The sequence below is a fragment of the Bradyrhizobium sp. I71 genome (assembly GCF_022354745.1).
Taxonomy (GTDB): domain Bacteria; phylum Pseudomonadota; class Alphaproteobacteria; order Rhizobiales; family Xanthobacteraceae; genus Bradyrhizobium; species Bradyrhizobium liaoningense.
This window is the reverse complement of record NZ_CP059398.1, coordinates 5,460,197-5,476,772: the sequence shown is the minus strand read 5'-3', so window position 1 is coordinate 5,476,772 and position 16,576 is coordinate 5,460,197. Positions and strand designations below refer to the sequence as shown.

Sequence of the window (16,576 nt, the reverse complement as noted above, 5' to 3'; positions counted from 1 at the left end):
TCAAGCGAAGGGGACGCCGTAATAGGAGTTGATACCACGCACGGCGGCGTCATCACCCCAGTTCCAATCGCTTCGTGAGCCATATTTGGGCGCGCCTTCCAGCTCCTTGGTGGTGATGCCGGTGACATAACCGCCAAGCTCTGTGTCGTATTTCAGCGACTGCCAAGGCAACGGATAGTGGTCGTTGCCCAGTCCCAGGAATCCACCAAAGCCGAGCACGGCGTAGGACACCTGGCCACTGATCTTGTCGATCATCACGCGTTCGATCGAGCCGATCCGGTTGCGATCGGCGCCATAGACCGATGTTCCCTCGACCTTGTCGCTGCCGATCAAACGGCCCGTCTCACTGCGATCCAGTTCGTCTTGGTTCAACATCGCAATTCTCCACTCGGCCACGTGCAAAACCAACCGGATAGGCACGGGATCGTTCCGGTGCATGTTCCGCGAGCGGTCAGGAACATCGCACCAAACGAGCCGTTCTCTGAGTTTCACGCACCTGACAAAACAAGGGCCACACCCAATGTCCCAGACCGTCTCCGACTTCATCGTCCAGCGTCTGCATCAATGGGGCGTGCGCCACATCTTCGGCTATCCCGGCGACGGCATCAACGGCGTGTTCGGTGCGATGAACCGGGCCGGCGGCAACATCGGCTTCGTGCAGGCGCGGCATGAGGAAATGGCAGCGTTCATGGCGACCGCCTACGCAAAGTTCTCGGGCGAGCTCGGCGTCTGCATTGCGACCTCCGGCCCCGGCGCCTCGCATCTCGTCACCGGGCTCTACGATGCGCTGCTCGATCACCAGCCGGTGCTGGCGATTGTCGGCCAGCAGTCGCGCAACGCCCTCGGCGGCCACTATCAGCAGGAACTCGATCTTCTCTCGATGTTCAAGGACGTTGCCGGCGCCTACGTCATGCAGGCATCCTCGCCTGCGCAAGTGCGGCACCTGATCGACCGGGCGGTGCGGATTGCGCTGGCGCGGCGGACTCCGACCGTGATCATCCTGCCCAACGACCTGCAGGAGGAGCCTTACGAGGATCCGCCCCGTGAACACGGCACGCTGCATTCCGGCATTGGCTACAGCCCACCCAGCATCACGCCGCGTGAGGCCGATCTCGACCGCGCCGCGGAGGTGCTCAACGCCGGCAAGAAGGTCGCGATGCTCGTCGGCGCTGGCGCGCTTCACGCCACCGACGAGGTGATCGCGGTTGCCGAGCGGCTGTCGGCCGGCTGCGCCAAGGCACTGCTCGGCAAGGCCGCGCTGCCCGACGACCTGCCGTGGGTCACAGGCTCGATCGGCCTGCTCGGCACCGAGCCCAGCTACAACATGATGATGGAGTGCGACACGCTGCTGATGGTCGGCTCGGCCTTTCCCTACGCCGAATTCCTGCCCAAGGAAGGCAGCGCGCGCGGCGTTCAGATCGATATCGACGCCAGCATGCTGTCGATCCGCTTTCCCATGGAGGTCGGTCTCGTCGGCGACGCCGCCGAGACGCTGCGCGCATTGCTGCCGCGACTCGCGCCCAAGGCTGACGACGCCTGGCGCCGCGGCATTGAGGACGATGCTGCGAGATGGTGGAAGACGCTGGACGACCGCGCACATCAACCCGCGGCGCCCGTCAACCCGCAGCTCGTCGCCTGGGAACTGTCCCCGCGCCTGCCCGACCGCGCCATCATCACCAGCGATTCCGGCTCGTGTGCCAACTGGTTCGCGCGGGACCTGAAGATGCGGCGCGGCATGACGGCTTCGCTGTCCGGCGGTCTCGCCTCGATGGGCGCCGCGGTTCCCTATGCGCTCGCCGCGAAATACGCCCAGCCGGACCGGCCGGTGATCGCGCTGGTCGGCGATGGCGCGATGCAGATGAACAACATGGCCGAACTGATCACGGCTGCGAAATACTGGCGCACGTGGCGGGATCCGCGCTTCATCGTCTGCGTCTTCAACAACGAAGACCTCAACCAGGTCACCTGGGAGCAACGCATCATCAACGGTGATCCCAAATTCGAGGCTTCGCAGCGCATTCCCGATGTCTCCTATTCGCGCTTCGCCGAGCTGATCGGCCTCACCGGCATCTTCGTCGACAGCCCACAGCTGCTCGGCCCGGCCTGGGAGCAGGCGCTGGGGAGCGAGATGCCGGTGGTGCTGGAGGTGAAAACCGATCCCGAGGTGCCGCCGCTGCCGCCGCACATCACGCTCCAGCAGGCGAAGAATTTCTCGCTCGCCTTGATGAAGGGCGATCCGAACGAGAGCGGGATGATCAAGGGTGCGGCGCGCCAGATGTTCGAATCGATCCTGCCCGGGAAGCAATGAGGTGAACAATGAGTGACTTCCGCGACATCCAGCACGGCGTCAACGATCCGGTCGGAGGCCTCGACGTCAAGCGGCAGATCAACGACAACCGCACGCCGCATGAGCGGGCGCAGCACCACGCGGACGTACGCGCTGATGCGACCCCCACGCCGGCGGAGCCTTTCCTTCCGGAGCGGCTGCGGCGAAAGGCGACCGATCCGCTCAATCCGCGGACCGGTCGCCGTCCTGCGGGCCGGTGATTAGGAACCTCGGCTGTTGCGACGTGTTGGTCGGCGCACATTCGCCGGCAAACGGCCGCGCGACTTATCGGAGGGATCTGACCATGAAGCGAACCATCATCGCACTTGCCTGCGTGGCTCTCGCGGGCCCCGCGCTCGCCCAGTCGCTCGGCGAGAAGACCGGCGTCAACTCGGCGCTCGGCGTCGCGCCATCCACTGCCGACTTCGTCAAGCAGGTGGCGATCAGCGACATGTTCGAGATCGAATCGAGCAAGCTCGCCCAGCAAAAGGGCAACGCGCAGGAAAAGAGCTTCGCCCAACAGATGGTGACCGATCACACCAAGACCAGCACCGAGCTCAAGGGGCTTGTCAACGACAGCAAGGTGCAGGCGACGCTACCGACCGCGCTCGACAGCTCCCATCAGAGCAAGCTCGACAAGCTCAAGAACGCCTCCGGCAAGGACTTCAGCTCGGACTACAATTCCTATCAGGTCAGCGCCCATGAGGATGCCGTCTCCCTGTTCGAACGCTATGCCAAGGGCGGCGACAATGCCGCGCTCAAGGATTGGGCCGGCAAGACCCTGCCGGCACTGAAGCACCACCTCGACATGGCCAAGGAGCTCGGCAAGGCGCCGAGCGTCGGTCAAACCAAGTAACGCATTGCTGAAGGACGCCGGCGCGTCCGGCGTCCTTCGCTTGGCAACGACGACCGTCTCCGCGCATTGAGGTTCGAACATCGCGGAGAGCATGATGTCGAACCACGGCAAAACCTCGCTGTCCCGCCGGCACGTCGTCCACGCCGCGAGCGCGACACTCGCGGCGGCTTCGCTGGCGTCCTCAGCAGCGCAAGGAAACGCTGCAATGCCGTCGCGCCCGGACCGATCTGGACGCCGCTTCAGGTCTCCGGCGCTGCCACGATGGACAAGCTCAAAAAATTCGGCGGCATGACACCGCTCGGCCGTCCCGGCCAGCCTGTCGAGCTCGCGTCGATCTACGTGCAGCTTGCCGCCGCCGATGCAAGCTATGCGACGGGACAGGTCTTTGGCGCCGCCGGCGGCTCCGGACAACCGTAGTTGCGGCGCGGCGGGCTAAGGCCCCGTGAGAGTTCAGGAACCTTCCTTGTCTCCGGGCTTTACAAAACTGTCATGGAGGAAAACTCGCCGGCGGACCGATGGCGCTCGTAACAGTGAAACCCACCCGGATCGATACGGCGATCGCCGACGAGATTGCACGCAATACCAACTCAGGCCTCGAGCATGCCGCCCAGGCAATGACCTGGGGCGCCGACGAGCATGTGCTGCTCGCGCTCGCTGCTGCCGGATGGCTCTACACCTGCCTCCGGCATCCGCAGCGGCGTCCCGTTGCCGATCACGTCCTGGTGGTATCGCTGGTGACGGCGATAGTGCCGCATGTCTTGAAATCCGTATTCGACCAGACGAGGCCTGACCGGCTGACCGTGAGCGGCCACCGGCACGGTATTCCTTATTCGGGACGCCCCCACGACGCGTTTCCCTCCGGTCACGCCGTGCATATGGGCGCCCTCGCCTCGGCGGCCAGCCTGTTGCCGCCGGCCTCGCGCCGCGTGGCACGCTCGCTCGCCGTGGCGTTGTCGCTGACGCGCGTGGCGCTGCTGGCGCACTGGATCAGCGACGTGGTGGCAGGCTTCACGCTCGGCATCGTCGTCGAGCGACTGGTCAGGCGGTTCACGCTGGCGAAATCACCGCAGCAGCGGACCGAAGCCTCGCGGGTACGGCCATGACGGAATATCTCGTGCGCTTCGTCGCCGGCGGGCTGATCGTATCCATCTTCGCAATCCTCGGTGACATGCTACGGCCAAAGAGCTTTGCCGGGCTTCTCGGCGCAGCTCCGTCGGTCGCGCTGGCCACCCTTGGCATCGCCGTGGTCCAGCACGGCCCGCAATATGCCGCGGCCGCGAGCTGGACGATGATCTATGGCGCCATCGCGCTCGCCTGCTACAGCCTCGTCGTCTGCCATCTCCTGATGAGGATCCGTCTCGGCGCGCTCCCCGCGACGGTCCTTGCATTTGTCGTATGGCTCGGGGTTGCCTTCGGTCTGCTCGCGGGTTTGGGAGGTGCCGCCTGATGCTGGTGAAGCTGTCGTCATCGGCACTGAAACAGACGCGGTGGTACGAATACGCCGTTCGCTTCCTGCTCGGCGGCTGCGCGACGGTGCTCGCGGGAGTTATCGGCTCGCATTTCGGCGTTTCTGTCGGCGGGCTCTTTCTTGCACTTCCGGCCATCTTCTGTGCCAGCGCGACGCTGATCGAAAGCCACGAGCGTCACGCCAAGGAGAAGGCCGGGCTGAACGGGCGGCGTCGCGGACAGAAGGCCGCAGCGCTCGATGCCGCAGGCGCAGCACTCGGCGGCATCGGCCTCGCGGCGTTCGCTGTCGTCTTCCATGCCACCGTCGGTACAAGCGTCGCACTCGGTTTCATCGCCGCGTTGACGGTCTGGGCCAGCGTTTCCGTGACGGCCTGGTGGCTCAGGCGCAAGCTTCGCATCGTCTCGCACAGTCGCGGTACCCACTCGCCATCGGCGGAGGGCTCCCGCTTCGTGAAGCCCTGAACTAGCCCGCTTTCGCCGTCGTCGACGTCTGCGATTGCGGCGGCTGGAGCCCCGGGCTGTTGGCCCAGCGCTCGACCTGATCGATGATCTTCTGGTGGCTTGGCCGCACTGGCTTGGACGCTTCCTTGGACGCTTCCGGCTCTTCGGAAAGCTTGCGAGGTAACGTGACTTCGTCCGTCATGGCCTCTCCTCCCTTTCGAGAAGAATGCGCCATGGCAGGATATGTTTCCAAAATTAACTTATTGATTTTACTGTGTATTTTTACTCATTGAGAGACTTTGCCGACTCTGGCGGAACTCCCGCCAGCTTTGTTCGTTGAGTAAACTACTCAACTTACTCAATTTGCGTGATCGCCATGAACGACCTTCGCGCCGAGCGCCTTCAGGTCATGCTCTCGCCGGAAGAGTTGGCCGCCATCGACGATTTCCGGTTCAAGCACCGAATGCCGACGCGGGCGGCCGCAGTCCGCGAACTCCTCAGGTTCGGACTGACCGCCGTCGGCGTCGATGCCGCCGTGGGCGTGAAGTCAAGCAGCTTTGGCGTGCTCGGTCGCGGACCTGACGGACATACTCAGGGAGATCCAGAGAGCGGCACCAGCGGCTGACGCACGCACAGAAGGCCCTCTGCCCATAGGAAACGGCCCTGGCACGGTGGGTGCCAGGGCCGTCCTTGGAGATTGCTTCCGGCGCACCGGGGGCATGACAACCGAAAGCAATCCGTCGACTCTTCCCGCGGGGATTCGTTCCTCGTGAAAATTAACCTGTCGCGTCGCTAGAGCCGTCCGGCATCACGCCGGAGCCTGGCGTCTTGCTATTGTCATTCAGCTTGGGATCGCGCGTCGCTTCACGCGAAGGCGAACCTTTCGGGTTCGTCTTGTGCACGGACTGTGCACGCTCCTTGTCACGCGGCTGCTCCTCCCCGCGCTTGTCCTTGACGATGCCTTGGTCGGAATGGGCCATGGTGGGGTTCTCGCTTGTTCTGGTGTCTCGGAACGCCTACGCACCGCGGCGTCGAATGTTCCGGTACAGCGCTAACTGCGCACCGCGTGGATCGCGGCAGATGCGTTCTCGAGATGCACCTGCCGCAACGTCGTCACCGTCGCGAACGCGACCGAGACGCCAAAGGCGAGAATGAGGGAAAGAAGAGCCAGACGTGGAGCCATCGCCAAAACCTCCTTCTGAACTGGAAATCGACGCGATCGAATGTTCCCGGATGATCGCAAATCGGTCGCTTGCCTTCCGTGAGCGGTCTCACACGCAGATTCGCGAGAACGAGCGGCTCACGCCTTCCGCTTTGGAGGAGCGCGGACCGCAACGGGCGGGACTTCGCCGTCGAGCCAATCCTGCTCGTTGGCGAGCGCCGTCCAGGCGTCGGCCATGCGCGAATAGCGCTTATGGGCGGGTTGTCCCTCGGCTCGCTCGGCAAGCTGAAGACAATTGTCGGCGTTATCCCTGAAGATGTCAGACTGTTTCATGTGGAGGACGTGGGGACGGAACTCTCGCGCCGCAACCCGCTTACCGGATCGTAATGGTCAGGGAACTTCGCAAGCCGTTCATCATTGATACCGATGCGAGTTCTTGCCGTCCTCATCCTGGCGTTCATCAACACTGCGGCGCTTGCCGACAGCACCGGCGAGCGAAAGCCCGGCGAACGGTCACCGACCGCGATCGAGGTTATCAGCGGCGTCTACAATTTCAGCCGATTTCAACAGGGTCTTCTCGAGAATACCGACCTCAAGGGCAATGCAGAAGTCAAGAACCTCGCTGCCCTGCGCGCCGAGGAAGCGGCCAAGCGCGACAAGAGCCTGAAGAAGGTCCAGGAGGCCATTGGCGCAGAGCCGCGCGTCGGCAAGGCAACATCCTCGACTGCGAGCCTGGTCGAGCCCGAGATGTCGGATGGCCCGACCTACGTCAGGAGCTTCTATGCCGCGCAGATTCCCGAATATGAATCGGTCATCGGACTGCTCGAGCGCTATCTGAAGGCGCCCGACAATGCAGCGCTCGCAGCGTTCGCGCGCGAACAGCTCCCGATGTTGCGCTCGCAAGTCAGGGACGCCGAGCGTACCATGGCGGACAAGTAGCCGTTTCTACTTGTCGTTAGGATGACGTTGCTGGCTCTGCGGCCGTACGGTGCGATCACTCTCCGGCATCTTGTCCCGACCCGCATCGCCATTGTCATCCTTGCCGCCCGAAGATGACGTGCCGCTGCCGCTTGGATTCGACTGGCTGGCCGTTCCGGTGGTCGGTGTTTCCGCCCGCGGGCTGGCGGAGCTTGCGGCGGGATCGCCAGTCACGGCGCCGCGCCCGCTGGGCGCACCGCCCTGTGCCAGAGCCGATCCCGCGGCAAAACACAGTAATGGCGATGACGGCGAGTCCTGCTTTCATATCCGTTCTCCCTGGGTCTCTCGGCGGGTTAACCTTAGGGCTCGGTGCTCCGTTCCGAAGGATGGAATGCCGGGCAAGGGACGAGCAGAGCGGCGGCTCCCACGAGGGCATCCTTCTGGGCGTGGAACCAATTCGGCGGATCATTGTTAATTCCGTCGGGCTGAGCAAAGCGGGTTCCAATTCCTCGCGCCGCACCTTGGCGCTTGATTTCGAATTTGGCTGACGCTCTATTTCATTTCGACCAAACGCGTCGTGCCGCGGATTCGGCGAACGCCTGCGGGGGAATCAGTATGAGCGACCTCGATCCCGGAACTGCATCAGGCTCCGGTCGTCGCGTTCCAAAGCCCAAAACCAACGGTACGTCGGAGACGGATTCCCGGGCGGAACTGTTGCTCGCCTTGCAGGCCATGCGCAGCGGTGACTTTTCGGTGCGCATGAGCGGCGACTACCTCGGTATCGACGGCAAGATCGCCGACACTCTCAACGAAATCATCGCCGCCAACCAGCGCATGGCGCAGCAGCTCGAGCTGGTCGGCCAGGTGGTGGGCCGCGAGGGCAAGACCCGCCAGCGCGTCAAGTTCGGCCTCGCCTCAGGCTCCTGGGCCGACATGGAAGGTTCGGTCAACACGCTGATCGACGACCTGCTGTGGCCGACGCGCGAGGTGACGCGCGCGGTCGCCGCCGTCGCACAAGGTGACCTGCTCCAGACCGTCAAGCTCGACGTCGATGGCCGTCCGCTCGGCGGCGAGTTTTTGCAGTCGGCGAACATCGTCAACACCATGATCAAGCAGCTCGGCGTGTTCACCTCCGAGGTGACGCGCGTGGCGCGCGAGGTCGGCACCGAGGGCAAGCTCGGTGGTCAGGCCCAGGTGCCCGAGGTGACCGGCGTCTGGAAGGACCTGACCGAGAGCGTCAACTCGATGGCGAACAACCTGACCAACCAGGTTCGCAACATCGCCGAGGTGACGATCGCGGTCGCCAACGGCGATTTGTCGAAGAAGATCACGGTCGACGTCCGCGGCGAGATCCTGCAGCTCAAGGAAGCCATCAACACGATGGTGGACCAGCTCCGCTCCTTCGCCTCGGAAGTGACGCGCGTCGCGCGCGAGGTCGGCACCGACGGCAAGCTCGGCGGCCAGGCGATCGTGCCGGGCGTCGCCGGCACCTGGAAGGACCTGACCGACAGCGTCAACGCGATGTGCGGCAACCTGACCGCACAGGTGCGCAACATCGCCAACGTGACGACCGCCGTGGCGCGCGGCGACTTGTCGCGCAAGATCACGGTGGACGTGCGCGGCGAGATCCTGGAGCTGAAGGACACCATCAACACGATGGTGGACCAGCTCAACTCGTTCGCCTCGGAAGTGACGCGCGTCGCGCGCGAGGTCGGCACCGAGGGCAAGCTCGGCGGCCAGGCCCAGGTGCCCGGCGTGGCCGGCACCTGGAAGGACCTCACCGACAACGTCAACTTCATGGCCTCGAATTTGACGGCGCAGGTCCGCAACATCGCCGACGTCGCCACCGCGATCGCCAGCGGCGACCTGTCGAAGAAGATCACGGTGAACGTCTCCGGCGAGATCCTTCAGCTGAAGGAGACGCTCAACACCATGGTCGACCAGCTCAACGCCTTTGCCGGCGAGGTCACGCGCGTCGCGCGCGAGGTCGGCACCGAAGGGCGGCTCGGCGGCCAGGCCAACGTGCTCGGCGTCGCCGGCACCTGGAAAGACCTCACCGAGAGCGTCAACTCGATGGCCTCCAACCTGACTGCGCAGGTCCGCAACATCGCGGAGGTGACGACGGCGGTCGCCGGTGGCGACCTGTCGAAGAAGATCACCGTGGACGTGCGTGGCGAAATTCTGGAGCTGAAAGATACCATCAACACCATGGTGGACCAGCTCAACGCCTTCGCCGGCGAAGTGACGCGCGTGGCGCGCGAGGTCGGCACCGAAGGCAAGCTCGGCGGACAGGCCGTCGTGCGCGGCGTCGGCGGCACCTGGAAGGACCTCACCGACAGCGTCAACTCGATGGCCTCGAACCTCACCGGCCAGGTCCGCAACATCGCCGAGGTCGCAACAGCGGTCGCCAAGGGCGATCTGTCGAAGAAGATCACGGTGAACGTGTCGGGCGAGATCCTTCAGCTGAAGGAAACGCTGAACACGATGGTCGACCAGCTCAACGCCTTTGCCGGCGAGGTCACGCGCGTCGCGCGCGAGGTCGGCACCGACGGCAAGCTCGGCGGCCAGGCCGGCGTGCCCGGCGTTGCCGGCACCTGGAAGGACTTGACCGACAGCGTGAACTCGATGGCGGGCAACCTGACCGCCCAGGTCCGCAACATCGCCGAAGTGGCGACCGCGATCGCCGGCGGCGACCTGTCGCGCAAGATCACCGTCGACGTGCGCGGCGAGATCCTTCAGCTCAAGGACACGCTGAACACGATGGTCGACCAGCTCAACCGCTTCGCGGGCGAGGTGACGCGCGTGGCGCGCGAGGTCGGCACCGAAGGGCGCCTCGGCGGTCAGGCCAACGTACCCGGCGTCGCCGGCACCTGGAAGGATCTCACCGACAGCGTCAATTCGATGGCGGGCAACCTCACCGCCCAGGTCCGCAACATCGCCGAAGTGACGACCGCCGTGGCGCGCGGCGACTTGTCCCGCAAGATCACCGTGGACGTGAAGGGCGAAATCCTCGAGCTGAAGAACACCATCAACACCATGGTGGACCAGCTCAACGCCTTCGCCGGCGAGGTCACGCGCGTGGCGCGCGAGGTCGGCACCGAAGGCAAGCTCGGCGGACAGGCCGAAGTTCCCGGCGTCGCCGGCACCTGGAAGGACCTCACGGACAACGTCAACTTCATGGCCTCGAACCTGACGGCCCAGGTCCGCAACATCGCCGAGGTCGCGACCGCGATCGCCGGCGGCGACCTCTCGAAGAAGATCACGGTGGACGTGCGCGGCGAGATCCTTCTCCTGAAGGACACGCTGAACACCATGGTCGAGCAGCTCCGCTCCTTCGCCGCCGAAGTCACGCGCGTGGCGCGTGAGGTCGGCACCGAAGGCCGGCTCGGCGGTCAGGCCGTCGTGCCCGGCGTCGGCGGCACCTGGAAGGACCTCACCGACAACGTCAACCTCCTGGCGGCGAACCTCACCACGCAGGTCCGCAACATCGCCGAAGTGACCACCGCCGTGGCGCGCGGCGACCTCTCCCGCAAGATCACCGTCGATGTCAAAGGCGAAATCCTCGAGCTCAAGAACACCATCAACACCATGGTGGACCAGCTCAACGCCTTCGCCGGCGAAGTGACGCGCGTGGCGCGCGAGGTCGGCACCGAGGGCAAGCTCGGCGGCCAGGCGCAGGTGCCAGGCGTCGCCGGCACCTGGAAGGACCTCACCGACACCGTGAACTTCATGGCGGCCAACCTCACCGAGCAGGTGCGCGGCATCGTCAAGGTCGTCACGGCCGTCGCCAACGGGGATCTGAAGCAGAATCTCACCGTCAAATCGAAGGGCGAGGTCGCGGCCCTCGCCGACACCATCAACAACATGACCGAGACGCTCGCGACCTTCGCCGACCAGGTGACGTCGGTTGCGCGCGAGGTGGGCGTCGAAGGCCGGCTCGGCGGCCAGGCCAACGTGCCGGGCGCCGCCGGCACCTGGAAGGATCTCACCGGCAACGTGAACCTTCTGGCTGCCAACCTCACCTCTCAGGTGCGCGCCATCGCGGAAGTGGCGACCGCCGTGACCAAGGGCGACCTGACGCGATCGATCCAGGTCGACGCCCGCGGCGAAGTCGCGGAGCTGAAAGACAACATCAACACGATGATCACTAATCTCCGTCTGACGACGGACGTGAACACCGAGCAGGACTGGCTGAAGACCAACCTCGCCAAGTTCACCAACATGCTCCAGGGCCAGCGCGATCTCACCACCGTCGGCCGGCTGCTGCTCACCGAGCTGTCGCCGCTGGTCAACGCCCATACCGGCGTGATCTACCAGGTCGAGAACGAGGACAACTCCCAGCTGCTGCTGCTCGCATCCTACGCCAGCGACGGCATCTATCCCTATCAGCGCGTGCTCCAGTTCGGCGAAGGCCTGATCGGCCAGTGCGCCCTCGACAAGCGGCCGCGCATGGTCTCGGACATTCCGTCCGACGTGGTGCCGATCAACTCGGCGCTGTTCCGCGTCGCACCGAAAAACCTCGTCGTGCTGCCGGTCCTGTTCGAAGGCCAGGTCAAGGCCGTGATCGAGCTCGCCTCCCTCGTCTCCTTCACGACGTCGCAGATGACGTTCCTGGAACAGCTCACCGACTCCATCGGCATCGTTCTGAACTCGATCGAGGCGACGATGCAGACCGAAGGCCTGCTCAAGCAGTCGCAGCAGCTCGCCGGCGAGCTGCAGACCCAGCAGCGCGAATTGCAGCAGACCAACGACCAGCTCGAGCAGAAGGCGCAGCAGCTCGCCGAACGCAACGTCGAGGTGGAACGCAAGAACCAGGAGATCGAGCAGGCTCGCCGCGCGCTCGAGGAGAAGGCGACCGAGCTTGCGCTGACCTCGAAATACAAGTCCGAGTTCCTCGCCAACATGAGCCACGAGCTGCGCACGCCGCTGAATTCGATCCTGATCCTCGGACAGCAGCTCAGCGACAACCCGGACGGCAACCTTTCGGCCAAGCAGGTCGAATTTGCCCGCACCATCCACGGCGCCGGCACCGACCTGCTCAACCTCATCAGCGACATTCTCGATCTCTCCAAGATCGAGTCCGGCACGGTCACGGTCGACGCCGAGGAGATCCTGACCGCGAACCTGCTCGAGACAGTCGGCCGCCCGTTCCGGCACGAGGCGGACAACCGCAATCTGTCGTTCAAGATCGACGTCGATCCGAACCTGCCACGCAGCATCGTCACCGACTCCAAGCGCCTGCAACAGGTCCTGAAGAACCTGCTCTCCAACGCCTTCAAGTTCACCGCCGAAGGCGAAGTGCGCCTGAAGGTCGCCGGCGCGATCGGCGGCTGGGGGACGGATCACCCGGTGCTGAACTCCGCGCCGGCCGTGATCGCGTTCGAAGTGTCCGATACCGGCATCGGCATTCCCCTGGAGAAGCAGAAGCTGATCTTCGAGGCGTTCCAGCAGGCGGATGCCGGCACCAGCCGGAAATACGGCGGCACCGGCCTCGGGCTGGCGATCAGCCGCGAACTCGCGAGCCTGCTCGGAGGCGAGATCCATCTCCGCAGCACACCGGGCAAGGGCTCGTCCTTCACGCTCTATCTGCCCTTGAAATATTCCGGCCCGACGCTCGCGCCGCGGGCCGCGCCGGCGCCGCAGCAATACAGCCAGCCGCCTGCGCTGCAGCCGGCCGCGCCGGAGCAGCAGCGCGTCATCGAGCAGCTTCCCGACGACCGCTTGAACCTCGAGCCTGGCGACAGCATCCTCCTGATCGTCGAGGACGACCCGCATTACGCGCGTGTGCTGGTCGACCTCGCGCGCGACAAGGGATTCAAGGTTCTGGTCGCTGCACGGGGCGCGGAGGCGCTGGAGCTCGCCAAACAATATCAGCCGAGAGCAGTCTCGCTCGACGTGTTCCTGCCCGACATGCTCGGCTGGACCGTGCTGAGCCAGCTCAAGCACAATCCGTTGACCCGCCACATCCCCGTGCAGATCATCACGCTCGACGAGGACCGCCAGCATGCGCTGGCGCGGGGCGCGTTCTCATTCGTCAACAAGCCGACCACGCCTGAAGGCGTCTCAGCCGCGCTGACGCAAATCAAGGAATATGCGCGGCCGCGGCGCAAGCGGCTGCTGATCGTCGAGGACAACGAGGCCGAGCAGCTTTCGATCCGCGAGCTGCTGTACCATGACGACATCGAGATCGTGTCGACGGCCACCGGCGCGGAGGCACTTTCGACGCTGCGCGAGCAGCCGTGTGACTGCGTGGTGCTCGATCTCCGGCTGCCCGACATGAGCGGCTTCGAGGTGCTGGACCAGATCCGCAACGACGAGCGACTGTCGAACATCCCGGTCGTGGTCTTCACCGGCCGCGAGCTTTCGGCGGAGGAGGACGCGGAACTCCACACCATGGCGCGCAGCATCGTGGTCAAGGGCGTGGAATCGCCGGAACGCCTGCTCGACGAAACCGCGCTGTTCCTGCACCGCGTGATCACGGAGCTGCCGATCGAGAAGCAGCGTATGCTGGAGAAGCTGAACAGTTCCGACGAGGACTTGATCGGCAAGACCGCCCTGCTCGTCGACGACGACGCCCGCAACATATTCGCCCTGTCGAGTGTGCTGGAACGGCGCGGCATGAAAGTGCTGACGGCGACGACCGGCAGCGAGGCTGTGACACTGGTCGAATCCAATCCGGAGATCGCGATCGTGCTGATGGACATCATGATGCCGCAGATGGATGGCTATCAGACCATCGGCGTGATCCGCGAGAACCCGGCCTTCGCCCGTCTTCCGATCATCGCGCTGACCGCCAAGGCGATGAAGGGCGACCGGGAGAAATGCCTCGAAGCCGGCGCGTCCGATTATCTCGCCAAGCCGGTCAACACCGACCAATTGCTGCTTGCGATCCGCATGTGGCTGCACCGCTGAGTTGGGCCCGCATATGGACCAGGAAAAGGTCAACATCCTGCTCGTCGACGATCAGCCGGCCAAGCTGCTCGCCTATGAGGTGATCCTGAAGGATCTCGGCGAGAACCTCGTGATCGCCTCCTCGGGGCGCGAGGCGCTGGAGGTGCTGCTCAAGACCGAGATCGCAGTGATCCTGGTCGATGTCTGCATGCCCGAGCTCGACGGCTTCGAGCTCGCCGCGATGATCCGCGAGCATCCGCGTTTCCAGAAGACCGCCATGATCTTCATCTCGGCCATCCAGGTCAGCGACATCGACCGGTTGCGCGGCTATGAGATGGGCGCGGTCGACTACGTGCCGGTGCCGGTCGTGCCGGAGGTGCTGCGCGCGAAGATCAAGGTATTTGCCGAGCTCTACCGCAAGACGCGCGAACTCGAACGGCTGAACCACGAGCTCGAGGACCGCGTCCGCGCACGCACCGCGGAACTGGAGAGCTCCACCGCGAAGCTGCGCGAGAGCGAGCAGCGGCGCAGCATGGCGATCGCTGCCGGCAAGATGGGATCCTGGGACTGGGACTGGATCAGCGGCGATTGGATGTGGGACGAGGGGCAATACCGCATCTTCGGCGTCGGCCCCGAGAGCTTCGAGGTCAATCCGGCCAACGTCCAGGCGCTTTTGCATCCCGATGACGTCGATCAGTTGCGCAAGGCGATCGCCGAATTCAACAAGGGCACGCGCGCCTATGAAACGGAGTTCCGCATCGTGCGGCCCGACGGCGAGGTGCGCTGGTGCGTCGGCACGGCGGCGGCGACGGTCGACGAGAGCGGGCGCGTGGTGCGCGTCAGCGGCGTCACCGTCGATATTACCGAGCGCAAGCGCGCCGAGGAGCGGCAGAATCTCCTGGCGCGGGAAGTCGATCATCGCGCCAAGAACGCGCTGGCGCTGGCGCAATCGATCGTGCGCCTCACCCGGGCGGACGAGGTCAAGGACTATGTCAACGCCGTCGAGGGACGCATCAATGCACTGGCGCGCGTGCACACCATCCTGTCGCTGTCGAGCTGGGAGGGCGCCGAGCTCTCGAGGCTGATCGACGAGGAGCTTGCGCCCTATTCGCTCGGCGACCAGATCAGATTGGCCGGTCCCGAAGTTCAGTTGCTGCCGGCGACGGCCCAGACGCTTGCGCTCGCGCTCCACGAGCTCTTCACCAACTCGGCCAAGTATGGCGCACTCTCGACTCGATCGGGGCGGCTTGCAATCGATTGGCAGGTCGAGGACGAGCTGCTCACGCTGAGCTGGGAGGAATCCGGCGGTCCGCTGGTCATGGCACCGAAATCTCGCGGCTTCGGAACGCGAAGCCTGCTTGCGAGCGTCGAGTCCCAGCTTGGCGGACAGGCGCAGTTCGATTGGCGCGCCGAAGGTCTGTTGTGCCGCCTGGAGGTGCCGCTGACGCGCAGGACGGCCACCGCCGGACCCGGCAAGTTCGACACCGGCGGCTCCGCAGAATTGCAGCGCGCATCCGGTTAACCGGACACTGCGCTCGTCATGCGCTGGGCCATCCGCGGTTCGCGCGGAACCCGCCCTTCCAGCCAGGCTTCCGTCCGGGCGAGATCGCGCAGGGCCCTGGCGTAGCGGCGCGCCGCGCTTCGCTCTGCTCCGCGCGGGAGCCTGCGGGCCTTGCGCAGGATGTCCGCAGCCGCGTTGCGATAGGCCAGCGAGCGGTAAAGAAAGACGACCTTACCCATATCCATGTTCCCGTTTTGATGGCACTCATCCTCGCAAGCCCGGCATGAACGTCGGATGAAGCGGGCGATGACAATTATTTCAACCGAATGGAACCGGACAAGCACGCGGGTGTTTGCATGCCAATTCGGGATGCACTCCCATGCGCACGAAGAAGTCGTCTGAGCTGATCTCTGCCAGCGGACTTATCAAGCTGATGACGCATGCAATGATGGGCGCGGCCCTCGGCCTCACCTTCAGCCTCATGCTCGTCCTGTCCAATCCAGCCGTGGCCAACCTGCTCAATAACGGCGGAAGCCAGGCCATTCTGGTCTTCACTCTCACCTTGGTGACGACGTTCGCGATCGGTGCGACGCTCACCGGCGTCGTGTTCATCATTGAGGAGGACAAGCAATCTTGAAGCGCGCGTGACCCGCGGGAGATGCTTTGTCGGGAACTCCTGCGGCGAAGAGCGGTTGGCTGCCTGCGTCAAATTAACTCAGGGAGTTTCCCGCATGAAGACGACCAAACTCGCTCTCGCCGTAATGTTGGCAACCGGCCTTGCCGCCGCGCCGTTCGCCGTGCAGGCCAAGTCACACAAGGCCAAGCATGGATCCTCGATGTCATCGTCGCAGACCACCGGCGCCAACACCAAGTCTTCCAAGGGCGCTGATCCTTCCGGCCAAGGCGGCTCCGGCCCCGGCTCCGATCAGGGCGGTACCATGACGAACAAAGGCGGCATGACCAACACCAAATAGGCCACTCCCTGGAAATCCATCGAGGGCCCCGCCCGTTGCG

18 protein-coding genes and 1 pseudogene are annotated in these 16,576 nt (G+C 64.6%); 13 read left to right on the top strand and 6 right to left on the bottom strand.

Features of this window, described 5'->3' with window-relative positions:
• Positions 1 to 375, bottom strand: coding sequence for a PRC-barrel domain-containing protein (locus FJV43_RS26380; protein ID WP_239621963.1), 375 nt, complete (start codon positions 373 to 375; stop codon positions 1 to 3).
• A gap of 145 nt (positions 376 to 520) precedes the next feature.
• Here FJV43_RS26380 and FJV43_RS26375 point away from each other — a divergent pair, with 145 nt between their 5' ends.
• The 7 genes and pseudogenes from FJV43_RS26375 (at position 521) to FJV43_RS26345 (ending at position 5,111) form a co-directional block, all read left to right on the top strand.
• Positions 521 to 2,308 carry a thiamine pyrophosphate-requiring protein gene (locus FJV43_RS26375; RefSeq protein ID WP_239621962.1) on the top strand — a complete coding sequence of 596 codons (1,788 nt, stop codon included), beginning with the start codon at positions 521 to 523 and terminating at the stop codon, positions 2,306 to 2,308.
• Positions 2,309 to 2,316: 8 nt separating this feature from the next.
• Positions 2,317 to 2,547, top strand: a complete 231-nt coding sequence (locus FJV43_RS26370; protein ID WP_061878420.1) for a hypothetical protein — start codon at positions 2,317 to 2,319, stop codon at positions 2,545 to 2,547.
• A gap of 83 nt (positions 2,548 to 2,630) precedes the next feature.
• Positions 2,631 to 3,182 carry a DUF4142 domain-containing protein gene (locus FJV43_RS26365; RefSeq protein WP_239621961.1) on the top strand — a complete coding sequence of 184 codons (552 nt, stop codon included), beginning with the start codon at positions 2,631 to 2,633 and terminating at the stop codon, positions 3,180 to 3,182.
• Positions 3,183 to 3,386: 204 nt separating this feature from the next.
• Positions 3,387 to 3,599, top strand: a pseudogene (locus FJV43_RS26360) (SDR family oxidoreductase); the annotation flags it as partial.
• 98 nt (positions 3,600 to 3,697) lie between these two features.
• Positions 3,698 to 4,285 carry a phosphatase PAP2 family protein gene (locus tag FJV43_RS26355; protein ID WP_239621960.1) on the top strand — a complete coding sequence of 196 codons (588 nt, stop codon included), beginning with the start codon at positions 3,698 to 3,700 and terminating at the stop codon, positions 4,283 to 4,285.
• Positions 4,282 to 4,629 carry a DUF3147 family protein gene (locus tag FJV43_RS26350; protein WP_239621959.1) on the top strand — a complete coding sequence of 116 codons (348 nt, stop codon included), beginning with the start codon at positions 4,282 to 4,284 and terminating at the stop codon, positions 4,627 to 4,629. Before FJV43_RS26355 ends, FJV43_RS26350 begins: the two co-directional genes overlap by 4 nt.
• Positions 4,629 to 5,111 carry a hypothetical protein gene (locus FJV43_RS26345; RefSeq protein WP_239621958.1) on the top strand — a complete coding sequence of 161 codons (483 nt, stop codon included), beginning with the start codon at positions 4,629 to 4,631 and terminating at the stop codon, positions 5,109 to 5,111. Before FJV43_RS26350 ends, FJV43_RS26345 begins: the two co-directional genes overlap by 1 nt.
• A gap of 1 nt (position 5,112) precedes the next feature.
• On the opposite strand, the gene FJV43_RS26340 is transcribed toward FJV43_RS26345, so the two are convergent.
• Positions 5,113 to 5,292 carry a hypothetical protein gene (locus FJV43_RS26340; protein ID WP_239621957.1) on the bottom strand — a complete coding sequence of 60 codons (180 nt, stop codon included), beginning with the start codon at positions 5,290 to 5,292 and terminating at the stop codon, positions 5,113 to 5,115.
• A 174-nt stretch (positions 5,293 to 5,466) separates the two neighbouring features.
• On the opposite strand from FJV43_RS26340, the gene FJV43_RS26335 reads away from it, so the two are divergent.
• On the top strand, positions 5,467 to 5,715 hold the full coding sequence (locus FJV43_RS26335; RefSeq protein WP_239621956.1) for a hypothetical protein: 249 nt from the start codon (positions 5,467 to 5,469) through the stop codon (positions 5,713 to 5,715).
• A 151-nt stretch (positions 5,716 to 5,866) separates the two neighbouring features.
• Here FJV43_RS26335 and FJV43_RS26330 read toward each other — a convergent pair whose 3' ends face one another.
• From FJV43_RS26330 to FJV43_RS26325, 3 genes are all read right to left on the bottom strand, one after another.
• A complete protein-coding gene (locus FJV43_RS26330; protein ID WP_131866421.1) occupies positions 5,867 to 6,070 on the bottom strand; it encodes a hypothetical protein in 204 nt (67 codons plus the stop codon).
• Between the two features lie 71 nt (positions 6,071 to 6,141).
• A complete protein-coding gene (locus FJV43_RS37195; protein ID WP_256456330.1) occupies positions 6,142 to 6,273 on the bottom strand; it encodes a hypothetical protein in 132 nt (43 codons plus the stop codon).
• A gap of 117 nt (positions 6,274 to 6,390) precedes the next feature.
• Entirely contained in the window at positions 6,391 to 6,585 is a 195-nt protein-coding gene (locus FJV43_RS26325) for a hypothetical protein (protein ID WP_131866419.1), read from the bottom strand.
• Positions 6,586 to 6,678: 93 nt separating this feature from the next.
• Between FJV43_RS26325 and FJV43_RS26320 the strand changes: the two genes are divergently transcribed.
• From FJV43_RS26320 to FJV43_RS26310, 3 genes are all read left to right on the top strand, one after another.
• Entirely contained in the window at positions 6,679 to 7,191 is a 513-nt protein-coding gene (locus FJV43_RS26320; protein ID WP_239621955.1) for a DUF4142 domain-containing protein, read from the top strand.
• Between the two features lie 594 nt (positions 7,192 to 7,785).
• Complete coding sequence (locus tag FJV43_RS26315; protein WP_239621954.1) at positions 7,786 to 14,082, top strand: HAMP domain-containing protein; 6,297 nt, start codon at positions 7,786 to 7,788, stop codon at positions 14,080 to 14,082.
• Between the two features lie 13 nt (positions 14,083 to 14,095).
• The gene (locus FJV43_RS26310) at positions 14,096 to 15,583 is read left to right on the top strand and encodes an HWE histidine kinase domain-containing protein (protein ID WP_239621953.1); all 1,488 of its coding nucleotides are present in this window, start codon (positions 14,096 to 14,098) and stop codon (positions 15,581 to 15,583) included.
• Here the strand turns inward: FJV43_RS26310 and FJV43_RS26305 are convergent.
• Positions 15,580 to 15,801 (bottom strand): hypothetical protein, encoded by a 222-nt coding sequence (locus FJV43_RS26305; protein ID WP_239621952.1) that lies wholly within the window; start codon positions 15,799 to 15,801, stop codon positions 15,580 to 15,582. The genes FJV43_RS26310 and FJV43_RS26305 overlap by 4 nt on opposite strands.
• Positions 15,802 to 15,941: 140 nt before the next feature.
• Here FJV43_RS26305 and FJV43_RS26300 point away from each other — a divergent pair, with 140 nt between their 5' ends.
• Complete coding sequence (locus FJV43_RS26300; RefSeq protein WP_239621951.1) at positions 15,942 to 16,199, top strand: hypothetical protein; 258 nt, start codon at positions 15,942 to 15,944, stop codon at positions 16,197 to 16,199.
• Between the two features lie 94 nt (positions 16,200 to 16,293).
• Positions 16,294 to 16,536, top strand: coding sequence for a hypothetical protein (locus FJV43_RS26295; protein WP_028176958.1), 243 nt, complete (start codon positions 16,294 to 16,296; stop codon positions 16,534 to 16,536).
• The last annotated feature ends 40 nt before the right edge of the window (positions 16,537 to 16,576 follow it).

What these genes read in the sequence shown, in the direction of transcription:
- FJV43_RS26380 (WP_239621963.1), bottom strand. Translation starts at nt 375, where the DNA reads ATGTTGAACCAAGACGAACTGGATCGCAGTGAGACGGGCCGTTTGATC.
- FJV43_RS26375 (WP_239621962.1), top strand. Translation starts at nt 521, where the DNA reads ATGTCCCAGACCGTCTCCGACTTCATCGTCCAGCGTCTGCATCAATGG.
- FJV43_RS26370 (WP_061878420.1), top strand. Translation starts at nt 2,317, where the DNA reads ATGAGTGACTTCCGCGACATCCAGCACGGCGTCAACGATCCGGTCGGA.
- FJV43_RS26365 (WP_239621961.1), top strand. Translation starts at nt 2,631, where the DNA reads ATGAAGCGAACCATCATCGCACTTGCCTGCGTGGCTCTCGCGGGCCCC.
- FJV43_RS26355 (WP_239621960.1), top strand. Translation starts at nt 3,698, where the DNA reads ATGGCGCTCGTAACAGTGAAACCCACCCGGATCGATACGGCGATCGCC.
- FJV43_RS26350 (WP_239621959.1), top strand. Translation starts at nt 4,282, where the DNA reads ATGACGGAATATCTCGTGCGCTTCGTCGCCGGCGGGCTGATCGTATCC.
- FJV43_RS26345 (WP_239621958.1), top strand. Translation starts at nt 4,629, where the DNA reads ATGCTGGTGAAGCTGTCGTCATCGGCACTGAAACAGACGCGGTGGTAC.
- FJV43_RS26340 (WP_239621957.1), bottom strand. Translation starts at nt 5,292, where the DNA reads ATGACGGACGAAGTCACGTTACCTCGCAAGCTTTCCGAAGAGCCGGAA.
- FJV43_RS26335 (WP_239621956.1), top strand. Translation starts at nt 5,467, where the DNA reads ATGAACGACCTTCGCGCCGAGCGCCTTCAGGTCATGCTCTCGCCGGAA.
- FJV43_RS26330 (WP_131866421.1), bottom strand. Translation starts at nt 6,070, where the DNA reads ATGGCCCATTCCGACCAAGGCATCGTCAAGGACAAGCGCGGGGAGGAG.
- FJV43_RS37195 (WP_256456330.1), bottom strand. Translation starts at nt 6,273, where the DNA reads ATGGCTCCACGTCTGGCTCTTCTTTCCCTCATTCTCGCCTTTGGCGTC.
- FJV43_RS26325 (WP_131866419.1), bottom strand. Translation starts at nt 6,585, where the DNA reads ATGAAACAGTCTGACATCTTCAGGGATAACGCCGACAATTGTCTTCAG.
- FJV43_RS26320 (WP_239621955.1), top strand. Translation starts at nt 6,679, where the DNA reads ATGCGAGTTCTTGCCGTCCTCATCCTGGCGTTCATCAACACTGCGGCG.
- FJV43_RS26315 (WP_239621954.1), top strand. Translation starts at nt 7,786, where the DNA reads ATGAGCGACCTCGATCCCGGAACTGCATCAGGCTCCGGTCGTCGCGTT.
- FJV43_RS26310 (WP_239621953.1), top strand. Translation starts at nt 14,096, where the DNA reads ATGGACCAGGAAAAGGTCAACATCCTGCTCGTCGACGATCAGCCGGCC.
- FJV43_RS26305 (WP_239621952.1), bottom strand. Translation starts at nt 15,801, where the DNA reads ATGGGTAAGGTCGTCTTTCTTTACCGCTCGCTGGCCTATCGCAACGCG.
- FJV43_RS26300 (WP_239621951.1), top strand. Translation starts at nt 15,942, where the DNA reads ATGCGCACGAAGAAGTCGTCTGAGCTGATCTCTGCCAGCGGACTTATC.
- FJV43_RS26295 (WP_028176958.1), top strand. Translation starts at nt 16,294, where the DNA reads ATGAAGACGACCAAACTCGCTCTCGCCGTAATGTTGGCAACCGGCCTT.